This window comes from Congregibacter sp. (assembly GCF_045107095.1).
Classification (GTDB): Bacteria; Pseudomonadota; Gammaproteobacteria; order Pseudomonadales; family Halieaceae; genus Congregibacter.
This window is the reverse complement of the sequence record NZ_JBGCFU010000002.1, coordinates 1-16,430: the sequence shown is the minus strand read 5'-3', so window position 1 is coordinate 16,430 and position 16,430 is coordinate 1. Positions and strand designations below refer to the sequence as shown.

The 16,430-nt window shown below is 54.5% G+C and carries 18 protein-coding genes; 5 read left to right on the top strand and 13 right to left on the bottom strand.

The genetic code is table 11. The features are described 5' to 3' along the window. Nucleotides 1-83: 83 nt before the first annotated feature. A complete protein-coding gene (locus tag AB8B76_RS00410) occupies nucleotides 84-554 on the top strand; it encodes a Dps family protein (protein WP_405268631.1) in 471 nt (156 codons plus the stop codon). 55 nt (nucleotides 555-609) lie between these two features. Further along, complete coding sequence (locus AB8B76_RS00405; protein WP_405268628.1) at nucleotides 610-1,035, top strand: hypothetical protein; 426 nt, start codon at nucleotides 610-612, stop codon at nucleotides 1,033-1,035. A 384-nt stretch (nucleotides 1,036-1,419) separates the two neighbouring features. Here AB8B76_RS00405 and AB8B76_RS00400 read toward each other — a convergent pair whose 3' ends face one another. From AB8B76_RS00400 to AB8B76_RS00390, 3 genes are all read right to left on the bottom strand, one after another. Then, a complete protein-coding gene (locus AB8B76_RS00400) occupies nucleotides 1,420-2,931 on the bottom strand; it encodes a diguanylate cyclase (RefSeq protein WP_405268625.1) in 1,512 nt (503 codons plus the stop codon). A 77-nt stretch (nucleotides 2,932-3,008) separates the two neighbouring features. Next, nucleotides 3,009-3,299: an EscU/YscU/HrcU family type III secretion system export apparatus switch protein gene (locus AB8B76_RS00395; RefSeq protein WP_405268622.1), complete on the bottom strand. Its 291-nt coding sequence runs from the start codon at nucleotides 3,297-3,299 to the stop codon at nucleotides 3,009-3,011. Next, nucleotides 3,296-4,420 (bottom strand): flagellar hook-length control protein FliK, encoded by a 1,125-nt coding sequence (locus tag AB8B76_RS00390; protein ID WP_405268619.1) that lies wholly within the window; start codon nucleotides 4,418-4,420, stop codon nucleotides 3,296-3,298. Before AB8B76_RS00390 ends, AB8B76_RS00395 begins: the two co-directional genes overlap by 4 nt. Nucleotides 4,421-4,580: 160 nt before the next feature. Between AB8B76_RS00390 and pomA the strand changes: the two genes are divergently transcribed. Genes pomA through AB8B76_RS00375 form a run of 3 tightly spaced genes read left to right on the top strand, consistent with a single transcriptional unit; the run spans nucleotide 4,581 to nucleotide 6,869 of the window. Beyond that, nucleotides 4,581-5,339 carry a flagellar motor protein PomA gene (gene pomA, locus AB8B76_RS00385; RefSeq protein WP_405268616.1) on the top strand — a complete coding sequence of 253 codons (759 nt, stop codon included), beginning with the start codon at nucleotides 4,581-4,583 and terminating at the stop codon, nucleotides 5,337-5,339. A 29-nt stretch (nucleotides 5,340-5,368) separates the two neighbouring features. Then, entirely contained in the window at nucleotides 5,369-6,265 is an 897-nt protein-coding gene (locus tag AB8B76_RS00380) for a flagellar motor protein MotB (RefSeq protein WP_405268613.1), read from the top strand. Between the two features lie 4 nt (nucleotides 6,266-6,269). Continuing rightward, nucleotides 6,270-6,869 (top strand): PilZ domain-containing protein, encoded by a 600-nt coding sequence (locus AB8B76_RS00375; RefSeq protein ID WP_405268610.1) that lies wholly within the window; start codon nucleotides 6,270-6,272, stop codon nucleotides 6,867-6,869. A gap of 180 nt (nucleotides 6,870-7,049) precedes the next feature. Here the strand turns inward: AB8B76_RS00375 and AB8B76_RS00370 are convergent, their stop codons facing one another. The 10 genes from AB8B76_RS00370 to fliP all read right to left on the bottom strand — a co-directional run. Then, nucleotides 7,050-7,862, bottom strand: a complete 813-nt coding sequence (locus tag AB8B76_RS00370) for a flagellar motor protein MotB (RefSeq protein ID WP_405268607.1) — start codon at nucleotides 7,860-7,862, stop codon at nucleotides 7,050-7,052. 2 nt (nucleotides 7,863-7,864) lie between these two features. Continuing rightward, nucleotides 7,865-8,662: a flagellar motor protein gene (locus AB8B76_RS00365; protein WP_405268605.1), complete on the bottom strand. Its 798-nt coding sequence runs from the start codon at nucleotides 8,660-8,662 to the stop codon at nucleotides 7,865-7,867. A gap of 11 nt (nucleotides 8,663-8,673) precedes the next feature. Continuing rightward, complete coding sequence (locus AB8B76_RS00360) at nucleotides 8,674-9,384, bottom strand: RNA polymerase sigma factor FliA (RefSeq protein WP_405268602.1); 711 nt, start codon at nucleotides 9,382-9,384, stop codon at nucleotides 8,674-8,676. An 18-nt stretch (nucleotides 9,385-9,402) separates the two neighbouring features. Then, nucleotides 9,403-10,227, bottom strand: a complete 825-nt coding sequence (locus tag AB8B76_RS00355; RefSeq protein ID WP_405268599.1) for a MinD/ParA family protein — start codon at nucleotides 10,225-10,227, stop codon at nucleotides 9,403-9,405. A gap of 138 nt (nucleotides 10,228-10,365) precedes the next feature. After that, nucleotides 10,366-11,493, bottom strand: a complete 1,128-nt coding sequence (gene flhF, locus AB8B76_RS00350) for a flagellar biosynthesis protein FlhF (protein WP_405268597.1) — start codon at nucleotides 11,491-11,493, stop codon at nucleotides 10,366-10,368. A gap of 38 nt (nucleotides 11,494-11,531) precedes the next feature. Further along, complete coding sequence (gene flhA, locus AB8B76_RS00345; protein ID WP_405268594.1) at nucleotides 11,532-13,706, bottom strand: flagellar biosynthesis protein FlhA; 2,175 nt, start codon at nucleotides 13,704-13,706, stop codon at nucleotides 11,532-11,534. After that, the gene (gene flhB, locus AB8B76_RS00340) at nucleotides 13,693-14,847 is read right to left on the bottom strand and encodes a flagellar biosynthesis protein FlhB (RefSeq protein WP_405268591.1); all 1,155 of its coding nucleotides are present in this window, start codon (nucleotides 14,845-14,847) and stop codon (nucleotides 13,693-13,695) included. The genes flhA and flhB overlap by 14 nt, the downstream gene beginning before the upstream one ends. 15 nt (nucleotides 14,848-14,862) lie before the next feature. After that, complete coding sequence (fliR, locus tag AB8B76_RS00335; RefSeq protein ID WP_405268588.1) at nucleotides 14,863-15,633, bottom strand: flagellar biosynthetic protein FliR; 771 nt, start codon at nucleotides 15,631-15,633, stop codon at nucleotides 14,863-14,865. Nucleotides 15,634-15,638: 5 nt separating this feature from the next. Further along, entirely contained in the window at nucleotides 15,639-15,908 is a 270-nt protein-coding gene (fliQ, locus tag AB8B76_RS00330) for a flagellar biosynthesis protein FliQ (protein ID WP_405268585.1), read from the bottom strand. 9 nt (nucleotides 15,909-15,917) lie between these two features. After that, nucleotides 15,918-16,430, bottom strand: a 513-nt coding sequence (fliP, locus tag AB8B76_RS00325) for a flagellar type III secretion system pore protein FliP (protein WP_405268582.1), incomplete at its 5' end; no start/stop codon positions are given.

Here is a 16,430-nt window from a genome sequence, read left to right as displayed (position 1 = left end):
CCTCTATCGCTTGAATTCAGGCAAACCGCCACCATATCAGTCGTATAGTGAACACGAAACCAGAAGCGAAAAAAGGAGTGGTTATGAGTGGCATAGATATTGGTATTAACGAGGCAGATCGACTGAGCATTGCGGGCGGTTTAAAAGTCTTGCTCGCCGACTCCTACACCCTGTACCTCCAGACCCACAACTTTCATTGGAACGTTACGGGGCCCCAGTTTCGAGAGCTGCACTTAATGTTCGAAGAGCACTACAACGAGCTCGCGCTCGCGGTCGATGAAGTTGCTGAGCGAATTCGAACCCTCGACGTTGTCGCACCCGGCACTTACAAGGCATTTGCCGAGCTGTCGAACATCAAAGAAGTTGACGGTGTGCCGCCAGCCTCGGAAATGATCCGCATCCTGACTCAGGGACACGAGCAAATCGTTAAAACCTGCAGAGAAGTCTTGGTGAAGGCCCAAGGTGCTGACGATGAGTCATCTGCTGCCCTTGTTTCAGATCGCATGCGCGTACACGAGAAGACCGCATGGATGCTCCGCGCGCTAGCCGCCTAAGCCGACTCGGTTCTTAGGTCGAATCAGCAATTACTAGTGGGTGCTGAGGAACGCTATGGATAGGTTTGCCAGAAACTATCTAATAGGTCTACTGACCGTGATTACCCTGAGCGTAGCTTGGTATTGGCTGTCGCAAGACAGCCGTGTCACCGAAGTTAACGAGCGTCTGGCGAGGGATAGCCAGCTTGCCGAATTCCCTTTTCCCTTCCGCGTAATCGGCCTGGAAAATGGCATTGCCACGATGAACAGTCCGCGATCAGCGCAAGTTCCGGCAATGCGATTTCTGCGCACCGCCTACCCGGAACTCGGCGCCACCGCCGTGGATCATCCGGACATGATGGCAGCCCAGGATACGCTCGCAAAAGCGCAATCCCGGGCAATGGAGCTAGTTGAAGGCCTGCCTGATGTGAGTAGTATCCGATGGGTTATCGATGAACGCTGGTTCAATGAGCACGGGGTTTTTCTGAACCTCGATAACTGAAGCATAACCGCGAGCTTGTTTATCGCTGGACCGGTCTGCTATCGCCACTTACTTCGCTCGCTAGAAGGGTTAACGCTCGCTGCGCAAGCACCGATAGCAGACCTGCGCAGGTCGCTACGTAAGCAACGGCAGCAGTCCTCCACGCCGGCGTTAGGCAAGCAGGCAAAAAAAAGCCCCTATGCACAAAGGCTTAGGGGCTAACCGTAAGCTAATGCTCACGGACCGAAGACGAGTAACACCGAGCGGCGGTGGTGGGCCGCTGCAGTATTATTAGAAAATTATAATATAAAAGATCGCGAGGCGCGAGCAGTTTGCGATGGGAACTTCCAGCGCAAACTGTTGAGAGATAGATTTAGGAGAGGAGCCCCGCGATAAGCGGGACAACTATTTAACGACGCAGACCTTCATGCCTTCCATTTTCTTGGCTTGGTACATAGCCTCATCAGCGCGTCCAACAGCGCTTTCGAGCGTGTCACCCGTGACAAGCTCCGTTACGCCACAAGAAATAGAAACATCGAGGGGTTTGCCGTTATCGTTGAAGCCGGCGTTGAGCACTTCGTCACAAGCGCTTCGGGCGAAGACTTCCGCGCCCTGCACATGGGTATCAGGCAGAAGAATCACAAACTCATCTCCGCCATAACGACAAACGATGTCGCTGGCGCGCGCTCGAGCTTGAAGCACATCTGAAACCTTTACGAGTACGAGATCACCTGCGGTATGACCGTAGGTGTCATTGATCTCTTTGAACTTATTGCAATCAACAAAGACGATGGACAGGGCTGCACCAGCACGCTGCCATCGAGCGAAGAGCTCCTTGGTACGCTCGTCATAGCCCGCTCGATTGTAAACGCCGGTCAGCGCATCTTTTAGAGCGAGATCATTCTTGTTTCGAATCTCGCTGCGCAAAATATCGGCTTCGTCTTCCAGGTGCGCAAGACGATCATTGAGCTCAGCCACACGTGCTTTCGCGGTCTCGTGCTGCTCACGCTCTGCGACGACGTGTTCTTCAACGCGTTTTGTGAGAGTGCTCAGACCCTCTGCGATAACGCTACGTATCTGATTAATGTCATCGGTCTTAACAGCTTCGCCAAGGTTCTGGGTGTCCTTACCAACGCCACTCTGTAGCTCTTCTGAACGCTTGAGTGAACTGTCGCCATCATCGGACAGTAAATTCAGTACTTCCTCAAACCCATCGAGACGCGAGCGAAGATCACCTAAAAAGTCAGTTGTTTGATTCCTTTCCGCACGAATCCGCGCATCAATGGTTTCGATTTCGTCGGTGACTTCGGCAAGAAGCTTCTGCGCCTCAGCCGGATGTACGGCCTGCTCCAAAGACTCCTTGATGGCATGACTACGTATCGCGTTGCCGTTCAAGACATCAATGTGCTCTACGAGGCGCTGTAACAACTGCACAAACAGCGCTACGTAGCGATCATCTTCCCCTTCGGCACCGGACTTTTTACCAAGCCAGCCCAAAACACCGCTGTCTGATTTATCCCGGGTCGCCACCTCTCGCAGCGCTTCGGCAGAGGCACCGAGTAAGTCGACCAAAGCTTTCTGCCGCGCCATTGCCGTTGTACCCGAGGCGACCTGTTGAACAAGCTTACTCATGCGTTCTTGTTCGTCACCGCGTACCGGCATGGTCTTTATCAGCTTACGTAAACCGGAGAGGTCATAACCTCCCTCCACAGTTTTAGCTTTGTCGGCGTTAACGCCCGTATTGGCCAGCATGGTGCGAGCCAGGCGTCCTGACAGGCTCTCAATTTTTGAGGCATCGCCGCTGCCTTTGAGGAGCTTGCGGATCTGTACCAGCAGAGCGTCGACTTCTTCGTCCACGCCATCAGCCATGTGCGAAAGGCGAATCGACAGTTGCTCTAGTGCTTTGACCTTATCCATAACCGCATACATACATCAGCAAATCATAAGTTAGAGCATACAACAGCGCTGCCCCAGACGCGATATGCGGGGGCGACTTAGACGCGGCGGTCCACCTGTGCGTTAAGGCGGTAAACGTAAGCAAGCACTTCGGCGACCGCAACGTAAAGTGCTGGAGGCACTTCGTCTCCGAGAGGTATTTGGCACAGTAACTCCGTGAGCTGTTCGTTCTGCACAATCGGAACATCGTGCTGTGCGGCAAGCTCGACGATGCGGTCGGCAATCGCATTCTCACCCTTTGCTACCAGTACCGGCGCGCCCTCACCACTATAAGAGAGTGCCGCGGATTGCGAGCCGGAAGAGTGCGTTGGCTTATCTTTAACGCTCATACTCGGAGGTCCAGGGCAGGCCCGGTGGTTGAATCATCTAAAGAAACCTCCTGAGGTAGCAACTCAGCCGCGGGGCTCGTCGTGACCGATATACCGCGACTATTGAGAGCATTGATCAGACTGGGCATTCCCGCATCGATGAGACCTCGTACAGAGGACTGCGCCGCCGCGACACGCAGCGTTACCGCGTCATCCTGAAACTGCATCGCTATCTCCAGCGCGCCCAATGCAGCGGGAGCCAACTGAAGCTTGACGCTCCATTGCTCAGCGGAGTCATCGTCATCCGATTGGGCCCCGTTTCCAGCGTCTCGCTCAATCTCTATACGCAAGCTGTGTACAGAATCAGCCAGCTGAACTGGAATCTCCAGTTGCCACTGACGAGCGGCGGGGGTATCAGCATGTTGAGAGTTCAACTGGTGCAGCGTTATGCGGCCAAGGCCCGCCTCAAGCTCCCGCTTCATCTCCAGAAGCGCCTCCGCGTCGGATGCGGGCATGGCTAAGGCCTCAATACGAGCTAAGGCGGCCTCGACCTTTGCCAAAGCGCGGAACAACCCAGCTTTAAGGTCTCCTTGAAGCGCAAGAGGCCTACCCTCTGCAGATGCACGAACGTTACTTTCAAGAAACAAGCCGGATTCGCTCATCGCATTCGCCAGTCCTGAGGGCTGCGTCAACTGAACGGGCCGACTCACCTGTTTTAAAATCTGTGCAATCGAATCCGCTACCACGGGCGGCAAGATATTCGCGATCTGGCTGGCTTGCAGTGCTTGAACAACGTTTGCGATCGGCGGACTCGCAATACCTGAGGCGTTGCCGGGGAGTAACTGCAAAGTACCTCCCACATTGGCGGCCGCCGGACTAATGGTGGGGTTCAACACCTTCAGCGTTGGGACGGGCTGTAACTGGGCGACCTCCAACTGCAATCGAGCACCCTGCTGAATGGGAATGTCGGCTGTCGCAGTAATTTGTTGGCCGCCCACGCGCAGCACCAGCTCCCCCGTCGGCAGCTGATTTGTCACCAACGCATTGAGAGTCTGACCGATCTGCCAGTTGTTGATCCATAAACCAAAATTACGCTGATCAACACGGGCGGTCGTAAGTGCCAGTTGCAGTTCTTCCAACACCACCTCGAAATAGTGAATTGCGGAGGGCTCTGCTGCTCACCGCGTGCCACATTACCAGCGAAACATGTAGCTTTAGATAATTGCCAGAGTGCCGCTATATTTACATACCCTGTGTATACTTTAGCGGTTATTTTGACAACGATCTTTACCGAGGACTGAAATGGATCTGGCGACACTACTTGGTATGGTCGGGGCAATAGGTATTGTCTTGGCCGCCATACTGACCGGCGGCTCGGCGTTGGTATTTATCAACGTGCCCTCCATCCTCATCGTGCTTGGTGGCACCATCATGGTGGTGATGATCAAGTTCTCCATGGGCCAGTTCTTTGGCGCATTCAAGGTCGCTCTCACCGCTTTCGTCAATAAATCTTCTGATCCTGAAGAGCTCATCGAGAAAATTGTTGAGCTGGCAAACATTGCGCGAAAAGAAGGCATGCTCGCCCTCGAGAATCAGGAGATAGACAACGACTTTTTGGACGAGGGCGTGAAAATGCTCATCGATGGAAACAGCCGAGAGGTCGTCGACACAGTCCTAAGCAAGGACATGCAACAAACTATTGAGCGGCACAGTTGGGGCGCCAAGGTCTTTAGCGCAACAGCTGATGTGGCTCCCGCGATGGGAATGATTGGAACACTCATCGGCCTGGTACAAATGCTCTCAAACATGTCGGATCCCAAGTCTATCGGTCCAGCGATGGCCGTTGCCCTACTGACCACGCTTTACGGTGCGATGCTCGCCAATATGGTTGCCATGCCTATCGCAGACAAGCTCACTCTTCGCAAAGCCGATGAATTGAAAGTTCGATCCATGTGCATCGATGGAGTGCTGGCTATCCAGGAAGGCCAAAACCCCCGAATTATCGAATCCATGCTAAAAGCCTATCTCGAGCCCGATAAACGTGGCGGAGATGACGGATAACCAGTGACTGATGTATACGAGTAAATACGATGTCTGAAGACGGCCCCGCAGGCTCCCCCGCATGGATGGCCACCTTTGCAGATTTAATGTCGCTGCTCATGTGTTTCTTTGTGCTACTACTTTCCTTCGCAGAAATGGATGTAGAGAAGTTCAAGCAAATTGCGGGCTCGATGAAGGTTGCCTTTGGTGTTCAAAACGAATTTGAGCTGGAGGATATTCCCAAGGGCACGAGCGTAGTGGCAACGGAGTTTAGCCCCGGACAAACGAGCGACACCATCGTCGAAACCATCCAACAGGTAACTGACCAGACCACGGACCCGTCTTTGAGAGTCGGTGAAGGCGAGTTGGAAGATGCCGAAGCTGAAGAGCTGCTACAGCAGAAAATCACCGCACTGCTCGCTGAAACGGCGGCAGATGCAGAGAAGCTGCAGGACATGCTCGAAGACGAAGTACAAACCGGCAAGGTCGATGTGGAATCGGACGGCAGAACCATTACCGTACGTATCCGAGAGCAAGGCTCTTTCCCCTCAGGGTCTGCGACTCTCAACACAGACTTTGTACCCGTCATGGCTCGTATCCGAAATGCACTCGCTGAAATTCCAGGAACTATTTCTATTGAGGGTCATACCGACAGCACTCCGCTGCGCGGCGGTCGCTATGAATCCAACTGGGGTCTTTCATCAAGCCGTGCCTTGTCAGTAACACACGAACTCCTGCGGGAGGGCTTACTCAAAGATGATCGCATGATGGTGGTGGGATTCGCGGACACTCGTCCCTTTACTTTCAACGACACCGTGGAAGGCCGCGCATCTAATCGAAGGGTAGAAATCGTTATAAGACAAGGCATCGAGGACGCAGAAGAGTCAGAACTCAAGAGCATCCGTGAGATTAATCCGGACGCTCTAGAAATTCTCGGGATAGAGTAAAGCCATGACTGAACCACGAACCAATCTCATAGAGCGACGAAAGTACTACCGCATCAATGATGTGGTCCTTTTGCGTTATGAAGTTATTCCCGAGGCTCCAGAAGGACAACAAACCAGTCAAGACACCGGTGGCCTCGAAATTAGCACCGGCTCACTCCTGGCCGAGCTGGATCGAGAACTGAACAAAAGCATTAATGCGGTATGGCGCGAACACCCGATGGTGGCCCAAGCTCTCGGCCTGCTCAATCGGAAGGTATCAGTGATCGCCGCGCAGTCTCTAGAATATGAAGAGGAGGGCGTACATTCCTATGACAGTAGCATGGTCAATCTTAGCGGTTGCGGCATCGCTTTTGAGGGACGTCATACTCTAGAGCCTGGAACTAGACTGCAGCTCAGTATTATTCTGAAGCCGTCGCAGGTGACTCTATCTATAGCTGGGACCGTTGTGAGCAGTGAGGAGCGCCTTGACTCAGCCACCATGCCTTACTGGATTCGCGTTGACTTTGATGATGACCTGCAAGCTCAGGAACAGCTTATTCAGCACGTCGTGCAGAAGCAGGGAGCGCTTCTATCAGATAGCCCCGGAGAGGAAGGGGTCGCCTAACAGCGCTCGTCTAAAAACCGCCCCTTGCGGCTACCCTGATCTTTTGGCGTTTCGTCTTTTCCGTTACCGTTTTCTGACTCTCGTTGCTGGCGCCGACGCGTTTTGCGTTCGCCACTTCGGCGGAGCCTTCGCAGAGGCGGTGTCCCCGAAACCCCGGTCACGGGGCCAGGTCCAGACGGATCAGCCATCGCCCACTACCTGGGTTAACAAGGAACTGCGCACCAGAACAACCACGCGACGGTTTTCCGCTTGCCCCTCCTCGGTGGCGTTGTCTGCAATGGGACGATTCGGACCAAAACCCACTGCGCTGAGTCGTGAGGGGTCGACCCCCTCCTCCTCAAAGACCCGTGCAACAGCCGCTGCCCGCGAAGTCGACAGCTCCCAATTTGAAGGGAACTGCCCATTGCGAATCGGTTGATCATCAGTGTGCCCCTGCACCACCACCTCGTTAGGCAGGCCTATGAGCGTGTCGGCCAGGCGTTGGAGCATTGGTATAGAGCTGGCAAGGAGCGAGCGAGAGCCTGAGGGGAACAACATGCGCGCGGGAATTTTGATCTCGAGCCACTTGTCGTTCCCCGTCACGGCGAATCGATCCGGAGCGATAAGGTCGCCGACAGAAGATTGTAGGGCCATTTCCACTCCAGCGATTTCTTCTCCGGACGACACCTCCCCGGCCCCCGCAGTCAATGCATCTGTATTCCCCGCAGACTTTAGGGGTATCCCAGAGGGTTCATCAAGCTCCCGCGCCATGGGAATACCAAGTCTTGAAGACAGGGTGCCGTCGCCATCTGGCCGACTAGGGTCATAAGACACCCCCGGCAGCCCGAAGGCCTGCACAATGGAGTCTGACAGGACACGAAAGTCGCCAACATTAACCGCAGAAGTCGAGTACATCACCACGAAAAATGCGAAGAGAAGGGTAATAAAATCCGCATAGGACACCAGCCAGCGTTCGTGATTATCGATACTCTCTGGCGGCTTGCGTCTAGCCATGGTTAGTCGAGATACCCTTCGAGCTTACTCTGAATGGCCTGCGGATTATCACCATCGGCAATCATCGCAATCCCGTCGACGACCATTTCGTAGTACTGCATTTGATCCCCAGAGATCGCCCGCAGCTTATTAGCAATGGGCAAATAGAAAAGGTTTGCAAATCCAACCCCGTAGATTGTGGCTACGAAGGCAACAGCGATACCAGCACCCAGTTGCGTGGGGTCGGACAGATTATTCATGACATCGATGAGGCCCAGTACAGCGCCGATAATGCCTATAGTTGGAGAGTAACCACCCATGGCTTCGTAAACTTTTGCAGCGCGAACGTCCTGCGCAAGCGCGTTATCAATCTCGACATCCATGATCGTTCGGATCACTTCGGGCTCTAAACCGTCAACAAGTAACTGGAGGCCTTTCTGCGTGAGGGGGTCCTGTTCCTTACCTACCGCAGACTCGAGACCCAGAAGACCCTCTCGACGCGCCGCCTTGCTCCAGTCGATGGTTTTACTCAACACCGCAGAGCGATTGTAGGCGGGAGGCAGCAATACCCAGCCAAGCCGACGTAAAGCTGCCAGAAAATCGCTAAGTCGAGTCTGGACCAATACCGCGCCGAGCGTACCCCCCATAACAATCATGAACGCGGTCAACTGCATGAGGGCTGAGATATGCCCACCTTCGAGCCAGTTACCACCCAGAATCGCACCCACCGCCATGGTGACGCCGATGAGGGTCAAGAAATCGAAACTCACCCCTGCGGGTTTGCCTTTCTTCTTAGCTGACTTGGCTGGTTTTTTTGCCAATTTCTGGCCCCCTATTCGCGCCAGTGTGAAAGCGTGACACGCAATCGCGCCAACGCTTGACCATGCAGTTGAGAAACCCGCGACTCAGATACCCCCAACACCGCGCCAATCTCCTTCAAGTTCAGGCTCTCAGCGTAATACAAAGACATCATCAATCGTTCTTTCTCTGGCAGCTGCGTGACAGATTCTGCCAAAGCCTCCCGAAACCCCTCGGCTCTTACTTCTTCAAAGGGGTTCTCAGTATTGAGTAGGGCGCTCTCTGCCTCAACGCTATCTTCGATGTGAGTCATCCTAGCGCAGGCGAGCTGACCTGACAGCTGCTGATACTCCCCCAAAGGCATTTCAAGCTCTGCGGCAATGTCGGCATCCTGCGATGGCCGCCCCAGGCGCATATCCGCTCGATCTATTGCCTCTGACACCTGACGCAGCTGCGTTTGCACCGAGCGCGGCAACCAATCGTGGGTACGTATTTCGTCGAGCATAGCGCCTTTCACACGGATACCCGCATAAGTGGCGAAGCTCGCCCCCTGAGAAGCATCGTAGCTATCTCTCGCTCGGAGCAGGCCAATCAATCCAACCTGCATTAGATCATCGAGCTCAATCTCAGCGGGTAGCTTAGCGGCAAGACGGAGACCAATTTTTTTAACGAGCGGCAGAAACTCACGCACCATCGCGTCTGCACTTGGCGCCTCAGATTCTGCGTAGGCCGACGCTCGGCTCACACTCGACTCACTCTTAACTCAGACGCTGCCGCTGCGGTATTCGATCAGACGCTCTACAAAAAAGCCCAGTCCACCCGCTGAACGACTAGTAGGCAGCGCTTTCACCCGATCACTCATCGCCCGGAGGGCCTGTGCGGAGTCTGACCGAGGGTAGGCTGTGACCACAGCTTGCTGCGATCGAATAGCGCGCCGAAGATAATCATCTCTGGGGATCGCACCAAGGTAGCCAAGATGAACGTCCAGGAATCGATCCGTGACGCTGCAAAGCTTCTCAAAGAGTTGGCGCCCCTGAAGATCGTTATCCACCATATTGGCCAGAATCTGAAAACGTTTTACGTTGCAGTGCTGATTGAGCACCTTAACCAGTGCATAGCCATCGGTGAGGGACGTGGGCTCATCGCAAATCACCACGATCAATTCCTGACATGCTGCGGTAAAGGTTAGAACCGTATTGTCGATACCGGCTCCGGTATCCACAATGAGTGTGTCCACGGGCACGGCCAATTCACTAAACGCCCTTACGAGACCCGCCTGCTCTGTTGGCGAGAGTGCCGCCATCCGAGCGACACCCGATGAAGCTGGAATAACGCGAATACCAGACGGACCGTCTATGAGGATCTCGTCTAGGGTGCGCTCTCCTTTGATCACGTGCTGGATGTCGTATTCAGGCTTAAGGCCCAAGGCGATATCCACGTTAGCGAGACCTAAATCGGCGTCGAAAAGGAGAACCTCTTGCCCGCTCTCCGCTAAACTCACCGCAAGATTGACGGCGACGTTGGTCTTGCCAACCCCGCCCTTGCCACTGGTGACAGCAATTACATTTACGGGTGCTGCACCTGTCATTGCTGTTTCCTGTCCATCACTACACTCTACACACTCTGCGCAACTCTACACACTCTGCGCACTCTACACACTCTGCGCACTCTAAGTTGAGAACGCTGGCTGTCATTTTTTTGCAGTCCGCGGTTCTCGTGCAAGTCGCTAACTAGCGACGCGCAGCTGTCTGGCCGGCACTGCCGGATCAACATCGGCAAGTTGTACGGCTCTCCGCACAAGCTCAAGACCGTCTGCATAATGCAGGTCTTCCGGAATCCGTTGACCGTCGCTAAAACCTAACAGCGGTAATCTAGCACTGATAACAACATCCAAAACACCGCCGAGACTCTGAGCCTCGTCCACCTTCGAAATGATAGCACCGCTAAGTGCCCGAGGCGCAAAGTTTGCGGCCAAAGCTCGACATTGGGAGGCTTGCGCAGAAGCAGCAAGCACCAGGACATGCCTGACCGTTTTGCCGAAGCCTCGAACCAGCTCGTATTGCCGTCTCAGGCGAGCGTCATGCTGACTCATTCCCGCAGTATCTATGTAGATCTTTCGTCCCTGCATCTTCTTCAATGCCAAAGACAGACTTTGCCGATCATCGGCGACAAACAAAGGCACACCCAAGGTATCAGCAAAGCTCGCCAACTGTTCCTGCGCGCCTACACGGTAACTATCAAGCGTTATCAACCCCACTCGATTAGGCCCTATGCGCTGGATATCCTCTCCTGCCAAACGAGCAATCGTGCTGGTTTTACCCACACCGGTACCGCCGTAGACCGCTGTCAGCTCTCCTGGGATAGTTTCAGCTTCTGAGACCTGAAGTCGATCTCCAAGGGTTGTGACAATTTGGCGCCAGGCTACATCCAGACGCTCCGTGCGTGGGAGGCGATCAAGCAGCTCTCCTGCAAGCGTTCGCGATAATCCCATCCGCAGCAAACGCTGTCGCAATACGGATTTCTGCGCGGGCCCTTTACCTGTCTCCTGCCACTTCCGTCCACCCAGCTCCTTATCCAAAATATTGCGAAGACGCTCCAACTCATTCTCCAGCGCTTTCAGCTGAATCTCATTGGTAGGACTCGCGACTGACTTGGGTCTGCGCTCCGGCTCGGGCGCAGATCTTTGCTTAGGCACTGCGTTAGCGACAGCGTGCTCAACGTCGATGGCAGCGGTAATTTCAACCTGCCCCGCCACTCGGCGGTTGGCAAGTATCAGTGCATCAGCGCCGAGTTCTGCGCGCACTTGTGCCATGGCACTGCGGCTATCTCTTGCTACGTAGCGTTCAACTCTCATTTATCTTTACCTCTGCTGGTATAAGGCTGCAGCTCTTATCAGGCCGCAGCGCTAACGGCGCCTGCGGCAGCGCCACCCGCCTGACCACGTTCTGTTCCCGGATTGCCGCCCGGATTATTTCCAGGGCTATTCCCTGGGTTGCTGCCAATCGTGGCAACAACGCGAATGGACTTAGTGGGCGGCACTTCTTCGTAAGCCAGTATGTAAAAGTTGCTCATGCGCCCCTTGAGCAGCCGCGACAGGAACAACCGAATGTTGCTAGCAACCAGTAGCACTGGGTTATGACCATCCGTTTCCAGCTTTCCTGAAGCCTGAATTACCTGCTGAATCACCGCGTCCATTAACGAAGGCTCCAATCCACCGGGAGACCCCTCTACCGAAGACAGCAATATCTGTTCCAACTGTGAGTCAAGCACCATAACTGGCATCTCCCGTGCCGTTCCGTTGACGGTTTGAAAGATTGCAGGACCCAGAGCGATGCGAACTCTGGCGGTTAAAGCGTCAGAATCCTGACCCTTTCCACCATGATCCGACAGGGCTTCCGCGATGGTCCGCATATCCCGAACAGGAATCCCCTCCTCCAAGAGGTTGTGAACTACGCGGGTAACCTCCGAGAGACTCATAACACCCGGCACCAAACTCTCAACCAGCTTCGGCGACGACTTCGACAGCTTGTCCAGGAGCTGCTGTACCCCATCCTGACCGATAAGTTCGTGCGCCTGATTCTTGAGAATCTGACTCAGATGCGTGGCTATCACTGTGCTGCTGTCCACCACCGTGTATCCCATGGTCTGGGCTTCATCGCGCTGGGAAGCGTCAATCCACACAGCATCCAAACCAAAGGTGGGATCTTTTGTTGCAACGCCCTCAAGCTCACCAAACACTTGACCGGGATTAATCGCCAGCTCCCGCCCCGGGAACACTTCTCCCTCGCCGGCGATCACATCATGCAGGCTTATTCGATAATTGTTGGGCGATAAATCCAGGTTGTCGCGAATGTGCACTGAATGCACAAGAAAACCCAGTTCCTGTGACAGCTTTTTACGTACGCCCTTAATACGACTGAGAAGATCGCCGCCCTGATTTTTGTCGACGAGCGATATGAGTCGATAACCCACTTCCAAGCCTATCTCGTCAACCTGAGCGACATCATCCCAGCTCAGGTCCTTTGCCTCGGCAGGCTTGGGCTCTTCTGTAACTTCGGGCTCCAATGTCGCCTCGGGCGCTGGCTGTGCTTTTAGATAGCCTATGGCCCCTAAAACACCGGCGATACCGAGAAAAACAGTATTAGGCATGCCGGGAACAAGGCCGATGATGCCGATAATCGATGCCGCGACAAAGAGAATCCGCGGATTGTCTGTGAGCTGCGAGACCACCTCAGCACCCATGTCGGCAGTTCCCGACATGCGTGTCACGATGATCGCCGCGGCCGTTGACAAGAGCATGGACGGTATCTGCGCGACCAGCCCGTCGCCAATCGTTAACAACACGTAGTTTTCCGCGGCTTGAGCAGCGGTGAGATCATGCTGCAATGTACCGATCGCAAAACCCCCGAGAATATTGATAAACAGAATCAAAATACCGGCGACCGCATCTCCACGGACGAACTTACTAGCGCCATCCATCGCCCCGTAAAAGTCCGCCTCGCTACCCACTTCTTCGCGTCGGCGTAAAGCTTCGTCCTGCGTAATCAGTCCGGCATTCAAGTCAGCATCAATTGCCATTTGCTTACCGGGCATGGCATCCAGGGTAAAACGCGCCGTGACCTCAGAAATTCGCCCCGCACCCTTGGTAACAACGACGAAGTTGATGACGACGAGAATGGTGAAGAGCACCAGACCCACGGCGTAACTGCCGCCTACAACAAAATCACCAAAGGCCTCGATGACGCTACCGGCTGCGCCGGTACCAGTGTGCCCTTCGAGCAACACTACTCGCGTCGACGCCACATTGAGCCCCAGACGCAGCAAGGTAGAAATCAGCAGCACCGTGGGAAAAACCGCAAACTCCAGAGGCCGGCCTGCGTAAACGGCGGCGAGGAGAACAATAATCGCCAGCGCAATATTGAAGGTGAAGAGCACGTCCAGAATCACCGGCGGCAACGGTAATACAATCATCGACAAGAGCAGCATCATCACCAGAGGTGTGCCGATGCCGGACATCAGACCCATGGGTCCCTGAGTAGCACCCGGTAGCGTGTTAGTCGTCGCCATCATTAGGCTCCTTGTCCATCAGGTGCTCATAGTTGTCGGGTACTTCCAAATCCAGAGGACGGGGCACATAGTCCGTCGGTCTGGAGCGTCGCAGCTGGAACAAATATGCCAGTACGCGCGCAACGGCGAGATACAAGTCATTGGGGATTTCGTCGCCAATTTCGGTGCTGCCGTACAAGGCCCGAGCAAGAGGCGGCGCTTCATAGAGTGGAACGTCGTGCTCATTAGCTATGGTTCGAATCTGCAGTGCAATCAAGTCCCGACCTTTAGCCACAACCTTCGGTGCGCCACCACTGTCGGCGTAAGACAAGGCAACGGAGTAATGCGTCGGGTTTGTGATAACAACATCGGCCGTAGGGACGTCCTCCATCATGCGCCGCTGGGAGACCTCCCGTTGCAGGGCACGAATGCGCTGTTTCACTTCCGGACGTCCGTCGGTCTCTTTCATCTCATCGCGAACTTCCTGGCGCGTCATGCGCAGCTGCTTATTGAAGTTCCAGAGCTCGAAAGGCACATCAAACATCACAATAAGCACCATGGCGGCGCTCAGAATAATCAGAGATGTAACCAGCATCACAACGACGCGACTGCTGGCCTCTCCCGGCGTTAGAGCACTCAGCGTCAGAATCTCGTGCTCAAAGGCCATGATCAGAAAATAGGCGACGGTCATGAGCATTAGGAACTTCAGCAAAGCTTTTACCAGCTCCAGTAGTCCCTTTGCGGAAAACACCCTACCCAGACCTTTTACGGGATCGAGCTTTTCAAGCTTAAAAGCCATGGCTTGGAGACTGAAGGACCAGCCACCCATGATGAGTGGTCCCGCGAGTGCGGCAACGACAGTCACAGCAAACAGCGGGGCCAAGGTAAGCAATGCTGAAACTGCCATATGCATGAAATGCACCGGCAGCTGTTCTGAATCAAACGCCGCGGCGCGATCAACACTAAAGCCATTCGTGGTCACAGCGAACAAACCATCGATGAGTCCGCCACCCAAAATCCACAGACCAACGCCGGTGATGAGCAGCGAGAGCATGGTGTTGAGCTCTCGGGATCGCGGTACCTGCCCTTTCTTTCGCGCCTCTTCTTTGCGGCGCTCTGTAGGCGGTTCTGTGCGTTCTTGTCCGGTCTGCTCTTCAGCCATAGCGCCCTCCCCCTATCAGCCCAGCACCAACAGCGTTTGCTCGAGCCCAAGACTCAAAAAACGCTGGAGGGTAGATATGAACATTGGGAGCGCCAGTAACATGAAAACGAAACCGGCTACGATAGTGACGGGAAAACCCACTGCAAAAATGTTCAGCTGAGGGGCGGCCCGCGTGATAACGCCAAAGGCCACGTTAATCATCAAAATAGCGGTCAATGTGGGCAGCGCCAGTAGCAACGCGCTGGCAAACAGCTGACTGCCAAGAGCTGCGACATTCGCAAACATTCCCAACGGAGAAAACCCACTTCCCACGGGAATCAGCGCGAAGCTTTCTACAACGGCGCTGATCAACATGAGGTGGCCATCAATCGCCAGAAACAACAGTGTTGCCAGTACGACATTGAGCTGGCTCACTACCGGCACCTGCACGCCGTTCTGCGGATCAATGGACATCGCGAAACCGAGACCCATACTCATAGCCACGCTGTGTCCGGCGACAACCACCGCCGCAAACACCAATTGCATAACAAAGCCCATCACCAGACCAATGGCGACTTCGCGCACCGCGAGCACCAAACCCACCGCAGACAGTGGCTCGACTACCGGCGTCGCTGGTAACAAGGGAGCCACCAACGCAGCAACAGTCACCCCCAGCAAAATTCGCACTCTGATGGTAATAGAGGCGTAGCTGAAAATAGGTGCGGCGAGAAGCATTGCCGACACACGCAAGAAGGGCCACAAATAAGTGTGGAACAGCAGAATCAGTTCATCAGGTGTGAACACCATAGGATTCACCCCAGCAGGGATGGAATTTCCATGAACAGGCGTCTCGAGAATGTCACGACCACCTGGAGCATCCAGGGCCCCGCAACAAACAATGCGACCACCAACGCCAGAAGCTTGGGAATAAAACTCAGGGTCATTTCCTGAATCTGCGTCGCGGCCTGAAAGATACCGATGAGCAAACCCACCGCGAGTGCTGACAGCAGCAGCGGGCCGGCGAGAAGCACTGCAAGCCACAAAGCGTCCTGTCCAACGGCGAGTACTGCTTCGGGTCCCATACTCTGCTCCTAGACCGTAAAGCTGGTGACAAGCGTGGCGGCGATAAGCGACCACCCATCGATGAGCACAAACAGCATGAGTTTGAATGGCAGAGAGATCAGCATTGGAGAGAGCATCATCATGCCCATGGACATCAAGACCGCGGCAACCACTAAGTCGATGATCAGGAATGGCACGAACATCAGAAAGCCAATCTGGAAAGCGGTTTTTAACTCGCTGGTGAGAAATGACGGCAGGAGCACCACCATCGGAACATCATCTTGCGTGGCAAAGGGCTGATAGCCACCAAGCTCAGCGAACAACATCAAGTCTGTTTCGCGAGTCTGACCGAACATGAACTCGCGAAAAGGAATCTTTGCAGCGTCCAAGGCTTCGGTAAATCCGACGGTTTCGTTCATGTAGGGCTGCAGCGCAGTGGCCCAGGCAATTTCAAACACCGGCGCCATGATGAACAAACTCAAAAACAGCGATAAGCCCAAAATGATCTGGTTCGACGGCGTCTGCGCGGTACCCAAGGCCTG

What these genes read in the sequence shown, in the direction of transcription:
- flhA (WP_405268594.1), bottom strand. Translation starts at nt 13,706, where the DNA reads ATGGCGACGACTAACACGCTACCGGGTGCTACTCAGGGACCCATGGGT.
- fliQ (WP_405268585.1), bottom strand. Translation starts at nt 15,908, where the DNA reads ATGGGACCCGAAGCAGTACTCGCCGTTGGACAGGACGCTTTGTGGCTT.
- flhB (WP_405268591.1), bottom strand. Translation starts at nt 14,847, where the DNA reads ATGGCTGAAGAGCAGACCGGACAAGAACGCACAGAACCGCCTACAGAG.
- pomA (WP_405268616.1), top strand. Translation starts at nt 4,581, where the DNA reads ATGGATCTGGCGACACTACTTGGTATGGTCGGGGCAATAGGTATTGTC.
- AB8B76_RS00400 (WP_405268625.1), bottom strand. Translation starts at nt 2,931, where the DNA reads ATGGATAAGGTCAAAGCACTAGAGCAACTGTCGATTCGCCTTTCGCAC.
- flhF (WP_405268597.1), bottom strand. Translation starts at nt 11,493, where the DNA reads ATGAGAGTTGAACGCTACGTAGCAAGAGATAGCCGCAGTGCCATGGCA.
- AB8B76_RS00370 (WP_405268607.1), bottom strand. Translation starts at nt 7,862, where the DNA reads ATGGCTAGACGCAAGCCGCCAGAGAGTATCGATAATCACGAACGCTGG.
- AB8B76_RS00375 (WP_405268610.1), top strand. Translation starts at nt 6,270, where the DNA reads ATGACTGAACCACGAACCAATCTCATAGAGCGACGAAAGTACTACCGC.
- AB8B76_RS00405 (WP_405268628.1), top strand. Translation starts at nt 610, where the DNA reads ATGGATAGGTTTGCCAGAAACTATCTAATAGGTCTACTGACCGTGATT.
- AB8B76_RS00410 (WP_405268631.1), top strand. Translation starts at nt 84, where the DNA reads ATGAGTGGCATAGATATTGGTATTAACGAGGCAGATCGACTGAGCATT.
- AB8B76_RS00380 (WP_405268613.1), top strand. Translation starts at nt 5,369, where the DNA reads ATGTCTGAAGACGGCCCCGCAGGCTCCCCCGCATGGATGGCCACCTTT.
- AB8B76_RS00395 (WP_405268622.1), bottom strand. Translation starts at nt 3,299, where the DNA reads ATGAGCGTTAAAGATAAGCCAACGCACTCTTCCGGCTCGCAATCCGCG.
- AB8B76_RS00355 (WP_405268599.1), bottom strand. Translation starts at nt 10,227, where the DNA reads ATGACAGGTGCAGCACCCGTAAATGTAATTGCTGTCACCAGTGGCAAG.
- fliR (WP_405268588.1), bottom strand. Translation starts at nt 15,633, where the DNA reads ATGGTGTTCACACCTGATGAACTGATTCTGCTGTTCCACACTTATTTG.